Consider the following 17172-nt stretch of genomic DNA (forward strand, 5'->3'; position numbering starts at 1 on the left):
GACGACGCGGACGCGCTACGGTCCCTCATCGGCTATGGCCGTCGACTATTCCGGAATCGGACCGATCCCGAGACCCGCGTGGATGGTCTCCGCGCTCTCGGTCAGAGATGGAGGAGCATCGGCGCGCGTAGTCACCGTCAGTTGCGTCAGGAAGCGATCGTACTCGTGGTCGACTACGACGTAGCGCGTCGCTGCTCCGAACCGGATATCACCGGCTCGGTAGTATCCTCGAATCAACGTGGAGCGAAATATTCCGAAGTTGACAGTGCTGTAGTAGGTTTCGTACCACTCGGGCAGGCTGACCGCTTCGTTGCCCGCGACCTCCAGCAACTCGTCCGTCGACCGCGACTTCGACAGCCTGCCGTGGAGAAGTACCGCATTGGGCGCCCACCTGTTCTCGGTGTGCTCGGGAGCGATGAGGACCGTGTGGGCGTGGGGGAAGACTTCGGTGGGTACCGAAACCCAACCCTGCGGTACGGGGATCTCTACCAACGGATGCCGTGATTCGTCCCGCCTGCACGGGATGATCTCGACCTCGTGGGAGTCGAGGTACTCCGGAAGTGTTGTCGGAAGCCGACGATCGATCATCGAATTGCCTTCTTTGCGCGCGCCGCACGGAATCGTTCCCGCAACGGGGGAGGACACAAGAGGTCGATTGCGTCGGATTCCACGAGACGTTCACGACAAGCCGGATCTTCTGCCAATTTTTCCAGGAGAGCGAAAAGGGTGTTCGGCTCCACGACGAGTTGGTGGGCCATAACCGCAAGTCGATGTTCGGAATCGTGTCGTGTCCTGGAGTCGGACGGAAGAGGCTCGGCCGTATGGAGATCGATCACCGGGTGGGCCGTCGTTCCGCCCCGGACTCCGAGATCGCCCGCTCCGATGCGGGTGATGCTTCCCCAAGGGACGAAGGTATCGAGGACCTGCTTTTTCAAGAAGATTCGCCGGCAGACGTGTCGCCGCACACCCCCTCGATAGATGTACAGGGTCGTGTCGAAGCGGACGCACGCGATCAGGACCGCAATTGTGCCCAGGACGGCTGCACATAACGACACGAAGAGAGCGCCTTCGCGATTGTCTCGCCCGAACGGCAAAAGGGTTTCGCCGAGCCCGATATGCCAGGCGAACGCTGCTGTACCGCCGTATGCGGTCAAGCCCAACATCGCCACGACGGTAGTGAATACAGCGGTTCTTCCGGTCAGGATGCTGATACCCGCACCGTGGGTGGGATCGTGATGAAGTCCGAGCTTGCGGGATTGTCGAAGATTGCGAAACCCGGCGCTCCGAAACGAGGATATGGCGATGGTGAACAGGGCGACCGAGCCGCCGGCTCCACCGAGAGCGACCCGAGCATCACCGGTTCGGAAAACATCATGTGCGAAGACGAGACTCACGCATGCCGCAATAAGCATCGCGAGGGAGAGAACGAGCGATGTGATCCGAAGCGGTTGTGGCCATGGTGCTCGAAGTGGTGCCGGTTCGGGTGCGCTACCCGGTTCACCTGGATTTCGATTCTCATTCGGGTTCAACAAACACTTCTTTCATGTCAGGTCACTTCCACAGCCACTGTGCCGATTTGGATACGAGGTACGAGCCGAAGGCACCGGCCACGATTCCTGCGGAGAGTCCGACTGCCGTTCCGACTCCGGGTGCCACACCCGTTCCCAGTACAGCTCCCGCTTGTCCGAACGCCCAGGCGCTCGCGAGGTAGCCTGCTGCGGCGCCGGATCCTTCCGTCACCACCGCCCTCGTCGGATCCATTCCGCCTTCGATGTCGTTGACGATCGCGGGTATGACACCGAGTACCACGCCGGCAGGACCGAGACCTCGCGCTACCCCGCGGGCGAGGTCGTCCCCGGACGTTGCGGCTGCTGCTCCAAGCCCCACTTTCGTCCCGTCGGCCATCGAGCCGATTGTGGACGCTGCAGTCGTTGCTGCCCAGTCCGGTGTCCAGGAGAATTCCCCATTTTCCTGCTGCACCACCTTTCCCGGCATCGCGGCATCCCTGGCGACCTCGAGGGCATTGACCGCGGCATCGATGCGGTCGGTGGTTTCGGCTGCGGCTCGCGATGCCTGGTGGATCGCGTCGGAGATGGTGCGGGTCAGGTCGGCTGCGCAGCGTTCGACTTGTGATCGAGTGCCGGCGGCTGCTGTCGAGTCGGGCACGAGTATTGCGATCAGTGCTATCTGCTCGGACGGATCGACAGTGCCGTCATCGTGGACTGTGAAGCCGGATTGTTCGGCGCTGCTGAGGGTAGCGAGCAAATGCATGCGGGCACCTTCGACGATGCTTGCTCCGGTGCGGTAGGCCCCGCCGACCTCGAGAAGAGCGCCGGCGATGGCGCTGCCCAGTGAGCGTTCCCGGACTATTCGTTCGGCGGCCGAGCGCGCGGCGTCGCCGGTCCACCGCTCAGCGAGTACGTCCTGTTCGCTGAGGAGCCCCTTCATACGGTCGTCGAGTCGGTCGACGATTCGGTCGATTCGGTCGGCGGTGATACGTAGCGCATCGGGATTCCAGGATTGGACGGCGGAGACAGTGAGATTCATTCCGGCCGGTCCACGGCGGATAGTGCACCGACGAAATCTGCCTCGGCGACGACGTAGTCGTTCTCCGCGCCGTTGGTTACATCGACGACCTCGCGGAGCCGTCCGCACATATTGATCAAAGCCTGGTCGGTGACGTCGGCCGCTCGGGCGCAGACGCGGGCGAAGTCCGTTCCCGGGAGCGCCGATTCCGAAGTGGAGTACGGCTCGCCGACGTCCCAATCGCCCATTGCGTCGGCGGTGTCCGCCAAGAAGGCAGCGAAAGCACGCAGTGCTTCCGGATCGACATGCAAAGTCACGACTGCCCCCCGAGACACTATCCCCCGATATGTCCGGCTGGGGACGATAGCAGAAGGCGCCCCCACGGAACGGACCGTAGGGGCGCCTTCGAAGGCTGTGGCTGCCTACTTGTAGCTGTAGAAGCCTTCGCCGGTCTTGCGGCCGAGACGGCCGGCGTCGACCATGCGACGCAGCAGTGCCGGGGGAGCGTAATGCGGCTCGGCGAACTCTTCGTAGAGCGACTGCGCGGCGTTGAGGGTGATATCGAGGCCCACGGTGTCGATGAGGGTGAGCGGGCCCATCGGGTATCCGCAGCCACCCTTCATCGCGGCGTCGATGTCTTCCTTTGTGGCATAGCCCGATTCGAGCATGCGCACCGCCGAGCACAGGTACGGGATGAGCAGCGCGTTGACGATGAAGCCGGCGCGGTCGCCCGCACGCACGGCGGTCTTGCCGAGCGTGTTCTGCGCGTAATCGAACACGGTGTCGGCGGTGTCGGCATCGGTGGTGAGTGCGGAGATGATCTCCACCAGCGGCATCACGGGCACCGGGTTGAAGAAGTGCACGCCCACGACCTTGCCGGGCCGCTTCGTCGCCTGCGCCACCTTGATGACGGGGATGGACGACGTGTTGGTGGCGAGGATGCCTTCCGGCTTCACGATCCGGTCCAATTCGGCGAAGATTTCGACCTTGAGGGCCTCGATCTCCGGCGCCGCCTCGACCACGAGGTCGCGATCCGCGAACTCCTCGATGTCGGTGGTGACCCGGATCCGTGCGAGCACCGCGTCCGCGTCGTCCTGCGTGATCTTCCCCGACTTGACGCCGCGTCCGACCGACTTCGCGAGGCGCTCACGGGCAGCCGCAGCAAATTCCTCGGTGGTCTCCCGGACGAGGACGTCGCTTCCGGCCTTCGCGCAGACTTCGGCGATACCGGCACCCATGGTGCCGCCGCCGATCACGCCTACCTTTTCCACTGTCACTACGAGTTACTCCTGATCGGTGTGATGGTTCAGCGGTGTCAAACTACGCGGACTGCTCAGCGGAGCAGCGCGCGCGACATGACGACGCGCTGGATCTGGTTGGTGCCCTCGTAGATCTGGGTGATCTTGGCGTCGCGCATCATGCGCTCGACGGGGAAGTCGGTGGTGTAACCGGCACCGCCGAACAGCTGGACTGCGTCGGTGGTGACCTCCATCGCGACGTCCGAGGCGAAGCACTTCGCTGCCGCCGAGATGAAGCCGAGGTTCGGCTCGCCGCGCTCGGCGCGGGCCGCGGAGGTGTACACCATGAGGCGCGCGGCCTCGACCTTCATCGCCATGTCGGCGAGCATGAACTGCACCGACTGGAAGTTGGAGATCGAGGTACCGAACTGCTTGCGGTCCTTGGTGTATTCGATCGCGGCGTCGAGTGCGCCCTGCGCCAGGCCGACGGCCTGTGCGCCGATGGTGGGGCGGGTGTGGTCGAGCGTGGCAAGGGCGGTCTTGAAGCCGGTGCCGGGCTCGCCGATGATGCGGTCGCCGGGGATGCGGCAGTTTTCGAAGTACAGCTCGGCGGTGGGGGAGCCCTTGATGCCGAGCTTCTTTTCCTTGGGTCCGACGACGAAGCCTTCGTCGTCCTTGTGGACCATGAACGAGGAGATCCCGTTGGCACCCTTGTCGGGGTCCGTCACGGCCATCACCGTGTACCAGGTGGATTTCCCGCCGTTGGTGATCCAGCACTTGGAGCCGTTGAGGATCCAGTCGTCGCCGTCGGCCTTCGCGCGGGTGCGCATCGAGGCGGCGTCGGATCCTGCCTCACGCTCGGAGAGTGCGTACGAGGCCATGGCACCGTTGACGATGTCGGGCAGCACCTTGGCCTTGAGTTCGTCGGAGCCGCGGAGGATCAGGCCCATCGTGCCGAGCTTGTTGACGGCCGGGATCAGCGACGAGGAGCCGCAGACGCGGGCGACCTCTTCGATGACGATGCAGGTCGCGACGGAGTCGGCGCCCTGGCCTTCGAACTGCTCGGGGACGTGGATCGCGTTGAAGCCCGAACGGTTGAGGGCGTCGAGTGCTTCCTGCGGGAAGCGGGAGTTCTCGTCGACGTCCTTCGCGTGCGGCGCGATCTCCTTCTCGGCGAGGGCGCGGATCGCGGCGCGCAGTTCGTCGTGCTCGTCTCCGAGCTTGAAGAGATCGAAGTCGGGATTGAGGGCCACGGTGGCAAACTCCTAACGGCACTCGGTGCCATTAATCGGGTCGGATCCGCACCACCCTATCGACTGCAAGGGTGTGCGACGTCACGGAATTCTTCCATTTTACCTCGGGCACTGAGTGCCAGGTCAATGCCGGGGGACGTTCGTCACGAAGGCGGCGGGTTTTGTTCCAGCTCGCGGCGGACCTGCTCGGCCACATCGGCAGGCGACGCCCCGACTGGAAAGGTCACCACCGTGACGGCCCGCTGCGGCAGGTCGACGCCCGGGCGGGGGCCGGTGGCGGCCTGGGGTACCACGCCGAATGTCCGGCGAACCTCGTAGAGCGCTCGGTGCAGTTGCTCGGAGGTGGCCGTGTCGTCCCCCCGGATCATCGCCCGGAGCAGATAGTTGTGCGTCGCCGTCATCGCGGCCGTGAAACTCACGATGTGCACGGGCTTCGCCGAGGGCACCGCAGCCCGCAGGAAGTCGGTGAACAATCGTTCGTAGCGATACGTCGTGACCAGTTCGCGTTCGCGCAGCGCCGGTACCCGCTGCACCACGCGGTACCGCCAGACTGCCAGCTCACGCCGGTCGCGAAAATGCCCGAACACCAGTTCGGCGGCGTCGCAGGCCGCCAGCCACGGATCGGCGAAGTCACCCGAGAGGTACCCGGCGACCTGCTCGAGCAGCGACTCGTGGTCGGCGAAGATCACGTCTTCCTTCGACCGGAACTGACGGAAGAAGGTCCTGCGGGACACCCCGGCCGCCGCCGCGATCTGCTCGACCGTCGTGGACTCGTATCCGAATTCGGAGAACAGCCGAATCGCCTGGGTTACGACATGCACCCGGAACTGAGCCGGGTCGGGTCCTGCCGCGTCGGGACGGCGCGGGGTGCCGGTGCCTGATGTCATGACAGTCCAGTATTCAAGGTCGGCGCGTCGGGGATACACAGCCCCGCCGGTCTGCGCAGCACCACCGGCCTACGCCGCACCGCCGGCCTACGCCGCACCGCCGGTCTACGCCGCGCAGCGTCCGCGACGCCGCAAAAGCAATGGGCACAGGACTCGGCGGACACAGGCACCTCCGGATGGTCTCGCGACCGGCGTTGCCTGTGATCGTCCCAATCCCGAACGGTACAGAGGTGACGAATCGCTGAATTCTGCCTTCGGGCGAGGTCTCACCTCGTCGCGCGGCTGCCGGTGCCACGGAAGAACGCGCGCAACCGCTGCACGACGCGCCGGTGCCAGGCCACACGCCCGGTCTCGGTCGCCGGCCGTTCGAGAACCCCGGTGCTGCCGCTTTCGGGCCGGCGCACCGGCCAGTTGTCGTCGATGTCGGTCACGTCGCGGCCGAGGCCACGGAGATATTCCGCGAAGCTGCGCTGCCGCTCCGCGTGCCACGCGGCCTGGTCGGCCATGATGTCGAGGTCTGCCAGCTGCGGGTACCGGGCGATGAGCGCACGAGTGAGGTGACCGGCGGCGAGCGCGTCGGCCTCCGCTTCGTGGGGGCTGGCGAGCTGGACGCCGTACACCTCGCAGACCGCCTGGAGTGTGCGCCTGCCGCTGCGTGTGCGGTCCATCTCGCGATCGATGACGTACGGGTCCACGACCGTGCCGATGTCGAGTTCCGGTAACCCGAGTCGCCGGCCTTCGGCGTCGAGGATCGTCAGGTCGTAGCTGGCGTTGAACGCGACCACGATGTGTCCGCGCTCCCACGCGTCGCACACCGCCTGCCGGATCTGAAGATAGCCGGCGAGGTAGTCCATGCCCTCTGCGCGAGCGCGCTCGGTGCTGATGCCGTGAATGGCGGTGGTTTCGGGCGGTATCGCGATGCCTGGGTCGAGCAGCCACGAACGGGACTCGATCTTGTCACCGTCGAAGGTGGCGACGCAGGCAGCGACGATGCGTGCGGTGCGGGGATCGCGGTCGGTGGTCTCGAGGTCGAATGCGCAGATCGGTCTGTCTGGCCAGTGCGTCATTCGTGTGTCCTCGCGTTCTGTTCGATCGTGTTCTGCCTACAGCCCGCATTGTTGCCGGGGGTACCGACACGCCCGTGGTGCTGCGCGGTGGCGAGCGATGCCTCAGAACGAATCGGTGCACACCACGAAGTTGCGTTCGTCGTAGACGTATCCGGAGTCCGAGAACGAGCACTCGTTCACATCGGAGGTGCCGGTGAGGATCTCGCTGACCTTTTCTCCCAGGATCGCGGTCGCGGAGCAGTCGATCCGCTGGGGATCCTCTCCGCCCAGGTCCATGCACTCGCCGACCTTCCAGTCGATGTCGAGGCACAGGGCACCCGTCTCGACGCCCCAGAGCGTTTCGAAGTACGTCTGGTCGATGTCCTCGGAGCACTCGTCGCTCGATGTGACGACGTCCACGACCTTGTAGTTGGAGGTGCGACTACCGCAGTCGGCGTTGTCGATGGTGGCGGCGTCGACCGCGCCCCCCAGTGCGACACAGTCCCCGGGTTCGACGTCGACTTCCAGATCCAGGTCTGCGGCCGTCGTGCTCGCGGTGGTCGAACGCGAGGTCGCCGGAGCCGGGGTGGTGGTCGTGCTCGCCACGGCGTCGGCGCCGGGCAGCGCGCGGCCCTCGGTCTCGGAGGCGCATCCGCCGAGCACGGCCACCGCCACCACCGTCACGAGAGCGAGCCCCGCCCGCCGGAGAATGATCATGTGTGGAGGGTACGGAATGTCTGTTTCCGTCGATCCGTCCAGGTCGCGGATTTCATGCGATCCCGAACGCGGAATGCCCCCCGGAGTGCGACCATGTGCGGATGGACCTCCCCGTGGTTCCACCCCTGGCACCGATGCTGGCGAAGGCTGCCACCGCGGTTCCGGCACAGCCCGACGACGGAACGGCCGTGTGGTCGTACGAGCCCAAGTGGGACGGCTTCCGGGCGATCGTCTTTCGCGACGGTGAGGAGGTGGTGTTCTCGTCGCGCGGTGGCAAGGATCTGGCGAGGTACTTTCCCGAACTCGTCGCGGCCGTCCGCGCGGAACTTCCCGCGAGATGCGTCGTCGACGGAGAAATCGTCGTTCCGCGCGAGCGCGACGGGCTGACCCGGCTCGACTGGCAGTCGTTGTCCGAACGTATCCATCCCGCGGCGAGCCGGGTGGCGCTGCTCGCCGAACAGACACCGGCCCAGTTCGTGGGATTCGACCTGCTTGCACTCGGCGACGAGGACCTCATGACCAGTCCGTTCGCCGACCGTCGTGCACGGTTGCGCGACGCGCTCGGAGGAGGACCCAGCTGTCACGTCACGGCGTCCACCACGGACGCCGCGACCGCGCAGCGATGGTTCGAGGAATTCGAAGGCGCCGGCCTCGACGGTGTGGTCGCCAAGCGACTCGACGGAATCTACCGACCCGACAAGCGAGAGATGATCAAGCTCAAGCACGCTCGCACGGCGGACTGCGTTCTCATCGGATATCGCAAGCACAAGAGTGTCGACGGCGTCGGATCCCTTCTGCTCGGCCTGTACCACGACGGTGAACTCGCGATGGTCGGTGGCGCATCCGCTTTCACCACCGCGAGACGGAAGGAGTTGCTCGCGGAACTCGAGCCGCTGCGCGTCGGTGCGGACGTCGTCGCCGAGGGAGAAGCGACCCGCTGGCGGTCGGGAGTGGATCGCAGTTGGGTGCCGTTGCGACCGGAGCGCGTACTCGAAGTGGCGTACGACCAGATGGAAGGCACGGCCGGAGCAGGGATGCGGTTCCGGCACGCCGCGCGGTTTCAGCGGTGGAGACCCGACCGGGACCCGGCAAGCTGCACTTACGATCAGCTGGACGTGCCCGTGCGATACGACCTGGGCGACGTGCTGGACCGGACGGAGGACTGATCGTGGCTGCCGAACGCTCGCCCGCAGAGGAACTCGACGTCGACGGAGTTCCTGTCCGGCTGTCGAATCCGGACAAGATCTACTTCCCCCGACTGGGCTCGTCCGGCGGCACGAAACGGCACCTGGTGGAGTACTACCGGACGGTGACCACCGAACTCGGTGCGCCACTGCTCGGCGCGCTGCGTGAACGGCCCACCCACCTCCAGCGGTTTCCCGGCGGCATCGACTCCGAGGAGATCTACCAGAAGCGGGCACCTGCCAAGCGGCCCGATCATGTCGCCACGTGCGAGATCACGTTTCCCTCGGGCCGTACCGCGGATGCGCTTCGCGTGCGCACGGCCGCCGACATCGTCTGGGCGGCGAATCTCGGCACGGTCACCTTCCATCCGTGGGCGGTGCGCTGTGGCGACGTGGACCGGCCGGACGAACTCCGCATCGATCTCGATCCGCCCGACGGGACGGGATTCGGTGCGGCACGTGCCGTCGCACTCGACGTGGTGCGGCCCCTGCTCGATGAACTGGGGCTCACCGGATTCCCCAAGACGTCGGGGGGTCGCGGCCTGCATGTCTACCTGCGGATCGTGCCGGAGTGGGATTTCGTCGGTGTGCGACGCGCCGGTATCGCACTCATGCGCGAAATCGAGCGTCGCAGCGACGGGCGCGCGACCACCTCGTGGTGGAAGGAGGAGCGGGGTGACCGCTTGTTCCTCGACTACAACCAGAACGCCCGTGACAAGACCATCGCCTCGGCCTATTCGGTGCGGCGGACACCCATCGCCACCGTGTCGACCCCGCTGACCTGGGACGAACTCGCCGACGCCGAACCTGACGACTTCACCATCGCGACGGTGCCGGAATTGCTCGCGCGCCGCGGCGATCCGATGTCCACACTCGACGATCACGCTCACTCGCTCGATGTGCTGCTCGAGATGGCGGACCGGGATGCCGCCGACGGACTCGGCGATCTGCCGTATCCACCGACCCATCCGAAGATGCCCGGTGAACCCAAGCGGGTGCAGCCGTCGCGGGACACGGACCGGAAGACCACCGGCTGAGACGATCCGCGTCGTTCGCCCGGTCCGGACCGGCTGCTGAATCGGTCCCTGCTCGTTACCTCGTCGGAAGATCAGCTTCCCGGGATTTCCATAGACTGTGCGGGAACCTGTTCGCCGGAGTTTCGGGAGGATCGTGTCTGTGTCTCGCACGTGGATGTCGGGTCGGCTGTTCGGTGCCGGTGTGATCGGCGCCGCCGTCGTGGGGGCAGGTCTCCTCGTTCCGGGATCCGCGCTCGCCGCGACCACGTGCGCGGCACCGCCGGGAGGCCCGGCGGAGGTGACTCGGGTCGACGGCGCCGCGGCATGTGGCGCGACCACCGACGGGACGGGCGGTGCCTGGAGCCTCGGTGAGTCCGGCGTCGGATTCGCGGATGCCGGCGCCGGCGCGACGATCGGGGCCGCAGGGTTCGCCGGTGGAGTCGGCGCGGGCGAGAGCCGTGGCGGGCAGCTCCTGGCGGTCGGATACGGGTTCGAGTCCCTCGCGCTGGGGTTGCTGGACGAGCCCGGCACCGCCCTGGTCGTGACGGGTCCTCGATCCCAGGCTTTCGTCGGTGACGCCGACGATCCGGTGCTGTGTGAGGGTGAGCTGGCCGCGACGATCAACCTCGCGACCGGGTCGGGGTGCGTCGTGGCCGGTGCCTTTCGCTACGTGACCCCGGCCGCACCCTGATTCCGCGGGCACGGGTCGTATTGCCACGTCCGTAGTCCGCGCCTTCGGGGCGCGCGGCGACGACACCGGATTGGGAATACAAACAGCCTGTACGGAAAGCCTTCCGTTCATTGCCCTCCGCACGTAGCCTTTCGGCACATGTCGAGGGGAGGATGTCGATGACGACCGGAGCGGTGCTTGCCGCGGAGGGGCACGACGACCACCTGTCGCGGACCGAGATGCATGTCGATCCGCGGTTCCTCCCGCTGGCCGACAGGTTCTTCGCGCTGTACACACAGCCTCACCACGGCGGTGGAGCACTCACCGCCTACCTGCACGGCGAGAAGGTCCTCGACGTCTGGGCAGGCTGGGCCGACCGCACGCGCCGGTGGACGCAGGACACGATGGCGCTGTCCTTCTCGACGGGCAAAGGCGTCGCGTCCACCGTCGTGCACCGTCTCGCCGAACGCGGACTGATCGACTACTCCGCCCCGGTCGCCCAGTACTGGCCCGAGTTCGCGGCCGGCGGCAAGGGATCTCTCACCGTCGCAGACGTCATGACGCATCGGGCCGGATTGCACCGCGTCCGGGGGCTCGTCCCCGGAAAAAGGGGCATTCTCGACTACGACGCGACCGTCGCCGCGCTTGCTGCGGCCACCCCCGACCGTCGCAGAATGTCGGGTTCGGGTTACCACGCGGTGACCTACGGCTGGCTGGTCGCCGAAATCGTCCAGCGTGTAACCGGGTTGCCGTTCACCGAAGTCGTCGACCGTGAGATCGCGCAGCCCCTCGGGTGTCAGGACTTCTGGTACCGGGTCCCGCACGACGAGCGCGGCCGCATCGCGCGATTGTTCCCGCGGATCAATCCGGTGGGGCTCGACTGGGGTGTCAGTGCGTCCGTCCTGTCGCGGGTCGCGCCGACGCGGGGCCTGGTCGAAGCGGCGATGCCCGCGGGTTTCGACGAACTCGTTCGCGATCCGGCGGTGCACGATTCGGTGATGCCGGGCTGGAACGGCGTCTTCACCGCACGGTCGCTCGCTCGTATGTACGGCGCGATCGCGGGTGGCGGCACGATCGACGGAGTGAAGTTCCTCGATCCGTCGACCATTGCCGCGATGGACGAGGTGCGGTTGCGGAGCCGCGACTACGTGCTCGGCGTGCCGATGGCGTGGCGTCTCGGCTATCACCAGCCGATATTCGCCAGCCGCGAGCGCCCGCGCGGCGCGTTCGGTCACTACGGGGTCGGTGGTTCCGGAGCATTCGCCGATCTGGATTCGGGAATGTCGCTCGCATTCGTCACCAACCGCCTCGGCGTGGGCGCGATGCCCCTCGGCGACCTGCGCCTTGCCCGGCTCGGCGCCCTGGCGCGCGACTTGGCTCGCCTGGCCTGACGACGCAGCGGTCTCTCCGGCCGATGTCTTGCCATTTTCGCGGATTCCGGCACGCGGACCCAGCGTGAGCGGGAGTATCCGACCAGGACACGGACCGGTGTTCGGTGGCGATGCAAGGAGCGGTGGGAATGAACCACGTCTATCGAGTGATCGAAGTGGTCGGCTCGTCGACCACCGGGGTGGACGACGCGATCGCGAAAGCGGTGGCGCGGGCGGCGGAGAAGACGCGGCATCTCGAATGGTTCGAAATGGTCAATGTGCGCGGTCACATCGACGACGGAAAGGTCGCTCATACCCAAGTCACGCTCAAGATCGGATTCAGGATAGAGTCGGGAGACGAGTTGGCGCGTTGAGGTCATTCTCGAGCACTGAAATGCCCTGCTAGAGTGACGATAACGACGTTCTCGACCAGACTTGCAACGTGTTATAGTCTGGGGCCCCGATCGTCGTACCCCACCGGCACTTTCAGGCAGGTATCCACTGTGGCTTATGTGATCACCCAGGCATGTTGCAACGACGTCTCGTGCGTCGAAGTCTGCCCGGTCAACTGCATCCATCCCACGCCCGACGAAGCGCCGTTCGCTACGACGGAGATGCTCTACATCGATCCCGATACGTGCATCGACTGCGGGGCGTGCGTCGACGAGTGCCCGGTCGACGCCATCGCGGCCGACAACGAGCTCACGCCCGCCCAGGAGCCGTACCTCGAAATCAATGCCGAGTACTACCGGCGTTACCCGATCGGACCGGACTGGCCGGAGCTGCGGTCGCGCCGCAAGATCCCTGCCGACCTCGGAACGCTGCGGGTCGCGATCGTCGGATCCGGGCCCGCGGCCTGCTACGCCGCACAGGAACTGACTTCGCATTCGGCCGTGCAGGTCGACATCTTCGATCGGCTTCCGACGCCGTTCGGCCTGGTCCGGGCCGGCGTCGCGCCGGACCACCAGAGCACCAAAGGCATTGCCAACGTCTTCCGCAGTGCCATCGGCCACAAGAACACCCAGTGCTACTTCAACGTCGAGGTGGGTACGCACATCACCCACGAGGAACTGCTCGCGCACCACCACGCCGTGCTCTACGCCGTCGGCGCGTCCAGCGATCGGCGCCTCGGCGTTCCCGGTGAAGATCTGCCCGGCTCGTTCGCTGCCACCGAGTTCGTCGCTTGGTACAACGGCCATCCCGACTATGCCCACCGCACATTCGACCTTTCCGGCGAACGCGCGGTGATCATCGGCAACGGCAACGTGGCCCTCGACGTCGCGCGTGCTCTCGTGATGAACCCGGACGAACTCGCCCGCACCGACATGGCCGAGCACGCCGTCGAAGCGTTGCGCAACTCCGCAATCCAGGAAGTAGTGGTCGTGGGCCGGCGCGGTCCCGCCCAGGCGGCCTACACGAACCCGGAACTGCTCGCACTCGGCGGCCTCGACGGCGTCGACGTGATGGTCGATCCCGCCGAACTCGAACTCGATCCCGCGAGCCGCGCCCTCGTCGACGACCCCGATGTCGAACCCCGCATCGCACTCAAGGTCCGGCAGGTCGCCGAGTACGCGAAGACGAGCCCGACGCCCGGCAACAAGCGAATCGTCCTTCGCTACCTCGCGTCGCCTGTCGAGATCACCGGGGACGACGCCGTCACATCGATCACCCTCGAACGCAACGAACTGGTCGAGGTCGACGGACGCCTCGAAGCCCGGCCCACGGGCGACACCGACACGCTCGGCGCAGGACTGGTCCTGCGTTCGATCGGGTACCGGGGCACCCCCGTCAAGGGCGTGCCGTTCGACGAGCGCCGAGGAGTGCTCCCGAACCACCTCGGCCGCGTCCTCGACCCCGAGACCGATGAGCCGGTGCCGGGTGTCTATACCGCCGGATGGATCAAGCGTGGTCCGAGCGGCGTGATCGGCACCAACAAGCAGTGCTCCAACGAGACCGTCGAGCAGATCCTCGACGACTTCATCGCCGGAAAGCTGCCCGAACCCGTCGCGGATCGCGAGAAGCTTGCGACCCTCGTCGCCGAGCGGCGGCCCGAGTTCGTCGATTACCGCGGGTGGCAGCAGATCGACAAGCAGGAGAAGTCGCGCGGATCGGCGGCCGGCCGGTCTCGTCTCAAGTTCGTATCGGTGGAGGAATTGCTCGCGGCATCGCGAACCGGCTCCTGAATGCGTTAACGTTCCACAAGCGTCCGACCTGGGGCGATGCGGGTTTTATGGATACCCGAATTGCCCGGGTCGAGTTTGCGCGTGTCTAATAAGAAGTAACGAAAGCGTCGCGACGGGGAATTAGGGTCACGACGCACCGTCCAACGATGGGTTGTGGAATGGTCGAAAAGCATGTCTTGTCGAACCGTCGCCGCCGGGCTGGACGCCGGTCCGCACGCGTAGCGATCGCATTCGCCGGTGCCGCCGCAGTCGCCCTCACCGCCGCCGGCCCCGCCGCCGCAGTGCCGTTGTGGCCGGGTGGGCCGGAAGTACCGAGTGTCGAGGACGTCATCCGGAGCGTCGTCCCGCAGGGGCCGGGGGCGCCCCAGTTGCCGCCGCAGCTGCTTCCCGAGCAGCCCGCTCCGTTCTCGGCCCCGTCGGTGAACCCGTCGAACGGTGAGACGGTCGGTGTCGCGCAGCCGATCATCATCCGTTTCAACGAGGCCGTCGGCGACCGCGCCGCCGCCGAACGTGCCATCCGCATCACTTCCCAGCCGCCGGTCGACGGCCATTTCTACTGGGCATCCGACAGCCAGGTGCGCTGGAAGCCGTTCGAGTTCTGGCCGGCGAACACGTCGGTCACCGTCGCGGCCGGTGACTCCCGGTCGTCGTTCACGATCGGTGACGCCCTTGTCACGGTGGCGGACAACAACACCAAGACGATCACGGTCACCCGTAACGGTGAGGTCGTGCGGACGATGCCGACGTCGTTCGGCAAGCCCGGCCACGACACTCCGAACGGCACCTACATCGTCGGTGACAAGTTCCGCGACATGTACATGGACTCGTCGACCTACGGGGTGCCCGTCGACAGCCCGGAGGGTTACCGCACGTACGTCGAGTACGCGACCCGCATGTCCAACAGCGGCATCTTCCTGCACGCGGCGCCGTGGTCGGTGGACGCACAGGGCAACACGAACGTCAGTCACGGCTGCCTCAACGTGAGTACCGAGGACGGCAAGTGGTTCTTCGAGAATTCCAAGAAGGGTGACCCCGTAATCGTGCAGAACACCGCCGGCGGCACCCTCAACGGCTGGGACGGCCTCGGAGACTGGAACCTCTGAGTTTCGGCCCCACCGGGTTGTCGTCTGCACGTATCTCGCCCGACGCCTCCTCCTTCCGGCACCGTCTACGGTCCGGAAGTGCAGGGGGCGTCGGGCTTTCGTGTCGGTTCGGCGAGCACCGCGATCAGGTGGGCGAAAACGGTTCGGCGATCACGAGCGCGGGCCCGTAGGCATCGCGCTGTTCGGCGGCCAGTCCGGAATCCGACACGAGCGTGTCGATGTCCTCGACCGCGGCAACTTTCGCAAGCGCACGGTGCCCGAACTTCGAATGGTCGGCGACGAGCACTGTGCGCGCCGCAGCCTGGATCAAGGCCCTCTTGATCGGAACCTCGAGCGTGTTGGTGTTCGTGATGCCCGCCGTCGGATCGATCGCGTCGGCGCCGAGGAACGCCCAGTCCGCCGAGTACGACGACATGAACCGGACGGCGTGCTCGCCGACGAGTGTGAACACCGAACCGAGCAGTTCGCCGCCGGTGACGAGTAGCCGTACTTCGGGAAAGCTCGCCACGTACTTGGCGATCCGCAGATCGTTGGTGATGACGGTCAGCGACGTGCGACGACGCAACGCGACAGCCACTTCGTAGGTGGTCGATCCGCTGTCGAGAATCACGCTGTCCCCGTCGGAGACCATGGCCGCTGCGACGGCGGCGATCGCCGCCTTCTCGGCCCGGCGCACGTCCTTTTTCACCGCGTAGGGGACCTCGGGCCCGGCGCCCTCCACCGGGCGTGCGCCGCCGTGGGTGCGTTCGACCTTTCCTTCGCGGGCGAGCGCGTCGAGGTCCCGCCGGATCGTGGATGTGTCGACGCCCAGGTCGCCGGCGAGCGTTTTCGCGTCGACATAGCCGTCGGCCATCAGTCGGTGGAAGATCTCACGTCGCCGTGCACTCGCGGACACGAATACTCCTCCGGATTCTGCTGGGATGCTGCGCTGTTCGGGCTGCGCGTTCATGTTGTGCATCTGGGATGCCCGCGGGGAGATCACGCGGTTCGGTTGTGCGGAACGATCGCACGACGATAGCGCACCCACACTTGTATGTGCACAGATATTGACACAAACACTCGGAAATGTGCATTATTTCGTGCAGTATATGCGCGAATTTGCGTGATCATAATGAGCATCACCAGAGCCGCCGAGGCTCCGGGCGCCGGGTCGACGATGCCCTCCTCTGTGGCGAGGCGATGTCGACGTGGAGGCGGACGGACATGCTGAAGTTGGGATACAAGGCGTCGGCGGAGCAGTTCGGGCCGCGTGAGCTGGTCGAACTCGGGGTGCTCGCCGAGGCGCACGGGATGGATTCGGCGACGGTGTCGGATCATTTCCAGCCGTGGCGGCACAACGGTGGGCATGCCCCGTTCTCGCTGGCGTGGATGACCGCGGTGGGCGAGCGCACCGAGCGGTTGCAGTTGGGGACGTCGGTGCTGACTCCGACGTTCCGGTACAACCCGGCGGTGATCGCGCAGGTGTTCGCGACGATGGGGTGTCTGTATCCGGGGCGGGTGTTTCTGGGTGTGGGGACCGGTGAAGCACTCAACGAGATCGCCACCGGCTATGCCGGGCAGTGGCCGGAGTTCAAGGAACGGTTCGCGCGGCTTCGGGAGTCGGTGGCGTTGATGCGGCAGTTGTGGCTGGGAGATCGGGTCGATTTCGAGGGGGAGTTCTATTCGACGAAGGGGGCGTCGATCTACGACGTGCCCGAGGGTGGGGTTCCGGTGTATGTGGCGGCGGGTGGTCCGGTGGTCGCGCGCTATGCGGGCCGTGCGGGGGATGGGTTCATCTGCACGTCGGGTAAGGGCATGGAGTTGTATACGGAGAAGTTGTTGCCGGCGGTGGCGGAGGGTGCGGCGAGGGCCGGGCGTGATGTCGCGGGGATCGACAAGATGATCGAGATCAAGATTTCGTATGACACCGATCCGGAGTTGGCGTTGGAGAACACGCGGTTCTGGGCGCCGTTGTCGTTGACGCCGGAGCAGAAGCACAG

The 17172-nt window shown here is 66.0% G+C and carries 18 protein-coding genes; 8 read left to right on the forward strand and 10 right to left on the reverse strand.

Going from position 1 to position 17172, the window contains the following annotated elements; all coding sequences use genetic code 11:
• Window positions 1-45: 45 nt before the first annotated feature.
• The 9 genes from HF886_RS20315 to HF886_RS20355 form a co-directional block, all read right to left on the reverse strand.
• On the reverse strand, window positions 46-588 hold the full coding sequence (locus tag HF886_RS20315) for an LpqN/LpqT family lipoprotein (RefSeq protein ID WP_206039027.1): 543 nt from the start codon (window positions 586-588) through the stop codon (window positions 46-48).
• Window positions 585-1394 carry a hypothetical protein gene (locus HF886_RS20320; RefSeq protein WP_169653313.1) on the reverse strand — a complete coding sequence of 270 codons (810 nt, stop codon included), beginning with the start codon at window positions 1392-1394 and terminating at the stop codon, window positions 585-587. Before HF886_RS20320 ends, HF886_RS20315 begins: the two co-directional genes overlap by 4 nt.
• 157 nt (window positions 1395-1551) lie before the next feature.
• Window positions 1552-2547, reverse strand: coding sequence for a hypothetical protein (locus HF886_RS20325; protein ID WP_169653314.1), 996 nt, complete (start codon window positions 2545-2547; stop codon window positions 1552-1554).
• Window positions 2544-2843, reverse strand: a complete 300-nt coding sequence (locus HF886_RS20330) for a hypothetical protein (RefSeq protein WP_346765249.1) — start codon at window positions 2841-2843, stop codon at window positions 2544-2546. The genes HF886_RS20325 and HF886_RS20330 overlap by 4 nt, the downstream gene beginning before the upstream one ends.
• Window positions 2844-2948: 105 nt before the next feature.
• The gene (locus HF886_RS20335) at window positions 2949-3797 is read right to left on the reverse strand and encodes a 3-hydroxybutyryl-CoA dehydrogenase (protein WP_169622910.1); all 849 of its coding nucleotides are present in this window, start codon (window positions 3795-3797) and stop codon (window positions 2949-2951) included.
• Between the two features lie 62 nt (window positions 3798-3859).
• Entirely contained in the window at window positions 3860-5017 is a 1158-nt protein-coding gene (locus HF886_RS20340) for an acyl-CoA dehydrogenase (protein ID WP_169622890.1), read from the reverse strand.
• A 143-nt stretch (window positions 5018-5160) separates the two neighbouring features.
• Window positions 5161-5904, reverse strand: coding sequence for a TetR family transcriptional regulator (locus HF886_RS20345; protein WP_169622891.1), 744 nt, complete (start codon window positions 5902-5904; stop codon window positions 5161-5163).
• A gap of 266 nt (window positions 5905-6170) precedes the next feature.
• Window positions 6171-6971, reverse strand: a complete 801-nt coding sequence (locus HF886_RS20350; RefSeq protein ID WP_169653315.1) for a 3'-5' exonuclease — start codon at window positions 6969-6971, stop codon at window positions 6171-6173.
• A gap of 102 nt (window positions 6972-7073) precedes the next feature.
• Window positions 7074-7667 carry a hypothetical protein gene (locus HF886_RS20355; protein ID WP_169653316.1) on the reverse strand — a complete coding sequence of 198 codons (594 nt, stop codon included), beginning with the start codon at window positions 7665-7667 and terminating at the stop codon, window positions 7074-7076.
• 101 nt (window positions 7668-7768) lie between these two features.
• Between HF886_RS20355 and HF886_RS20360 the strand changes: the two genes are divergently transcribed.
• The 7 genes from HF886_RS20360 (at window position 7769) to HF886_RS20390 (ending at window position 15193) form a co-directional block, all read left to right on the forward strand.
• Complete coding sequence (locus HF886_RS20360) at window positions 7769-8833, forward strand: ATP-dependent DNA ligase (protein ID WP_169653317.1); 1065 nt, start codon at window positions 7769-7771, stop codon at window positions 8831-8833.
• Window positions 8833-9888 (forward strand): DNA polymerase domain-containing protein, encoded by a 1056-nt coding sequence (locus HF886_RS20365; RefSeq protein ID WP_169622911.1) that lies wholly within the window; start codon window positions 8833-8835, stop codon window positions 9886-9888. The genes HF886_RS20360 and HF886_RS20365 overlap by 1 nt, the downstream gene beginning before the upstream one ends.
• Before the next feature lie 139 nt (window positions 9889-10027).
• Window positions 10028-10558, forward strand: coding sequence for a DUF6764 family protein (locus tag HF886_RS20370; protein ID WP_346765250.1), 531 nt, complete (start codon window positions 10028-10030; stop codon window positions 10556-10558).
• A gap of 158 nt (window positions 10559-10716) precedes the next feature.
• Window positions 10717-11928 carry a serine hydrolase domain-containing protein gene (locus HF886_RS20375; protein WP_169622895.1) on the forward strand — a complete coding sequence of 404 codons (1212 nt, stop codon included), beginning with the start codon at window positions 10717-10719 and terminating at the stop codon, window positions 11926-11928.
• Window positions 11929-12056: 128 nt separating this feature from the next.
• A complete protein-coding gene (locus tag HF886_RS20380) occupies window positions 12057-12281 on the forward strand; it encodes a dodecin (protein ID WP_169622896.1) in 225 nt (74 codons plus the stop codon).
• A gap of 129 nt (window positions 12282-12410) precedes the next feature.
• Window positions 12411-14090 carry an FAD-dependent oxidoreductase gene (locus tag HF886_RS20385; protein ID WP_169622897.1) on the forward strand — a complete coding sequence of 560 codons (1680 nt, stop codon included), beginning with the start codon at window positions 12411-12413 and terminating at the stop codon, window positions 14088-14090.
• A gap of 158 nt (window positions 14091-14248) precedes the next feature.
• Window positions 14249-15193, forward strand: coding sequence for an Ig-like domain-containing protein (locus HF886_RS20390; protein ID WP_169622898.1), 945 nt, complete (start codon window positions 14249-14251; stop codon window positions 15191-15193).
• Window positions 15194-15317: 124 nt separating this feature from the next.
• On the opposite strand, the gene HF886_RS20395 is transcribed toward HF886_RS20390, so the two are convergent.
• Window positions 15318-16088 (reverse strand): DeoR/GlpR family DNA-binding transcription regulator, encoded by a 771-nt coding sequence (locus HF886_RS20395; RefSeq protein WP_169622899.1) that lies wholly within the window; start codon window positions 16086-16088, stop codon window positions 15318-15320.
• Between the two features lie 308 nt (window positions 16089-16396).
• Here HF886_RS20395 and fgd point away from each other — a divergent pair.
• Window positions 16397-17172: glucose-6-phosphate dehydrogenase (coenzyme-F420) (gene fgd, locus HF886_RS20400; RefSeq protein WP_169653318.1), on the forward strand; the 776-nt coding region annotated here is incomplete at its 3' end.

Origin of the sequence: Rhodococcus sp. 105337, from assembly GCF_012844225.1 — a bacterium.
GTDB lineage: Bacteria > Actinomycetota > Actinomycetes > Mycobacteriales > Mycobacteriaceae > Rhodococcus.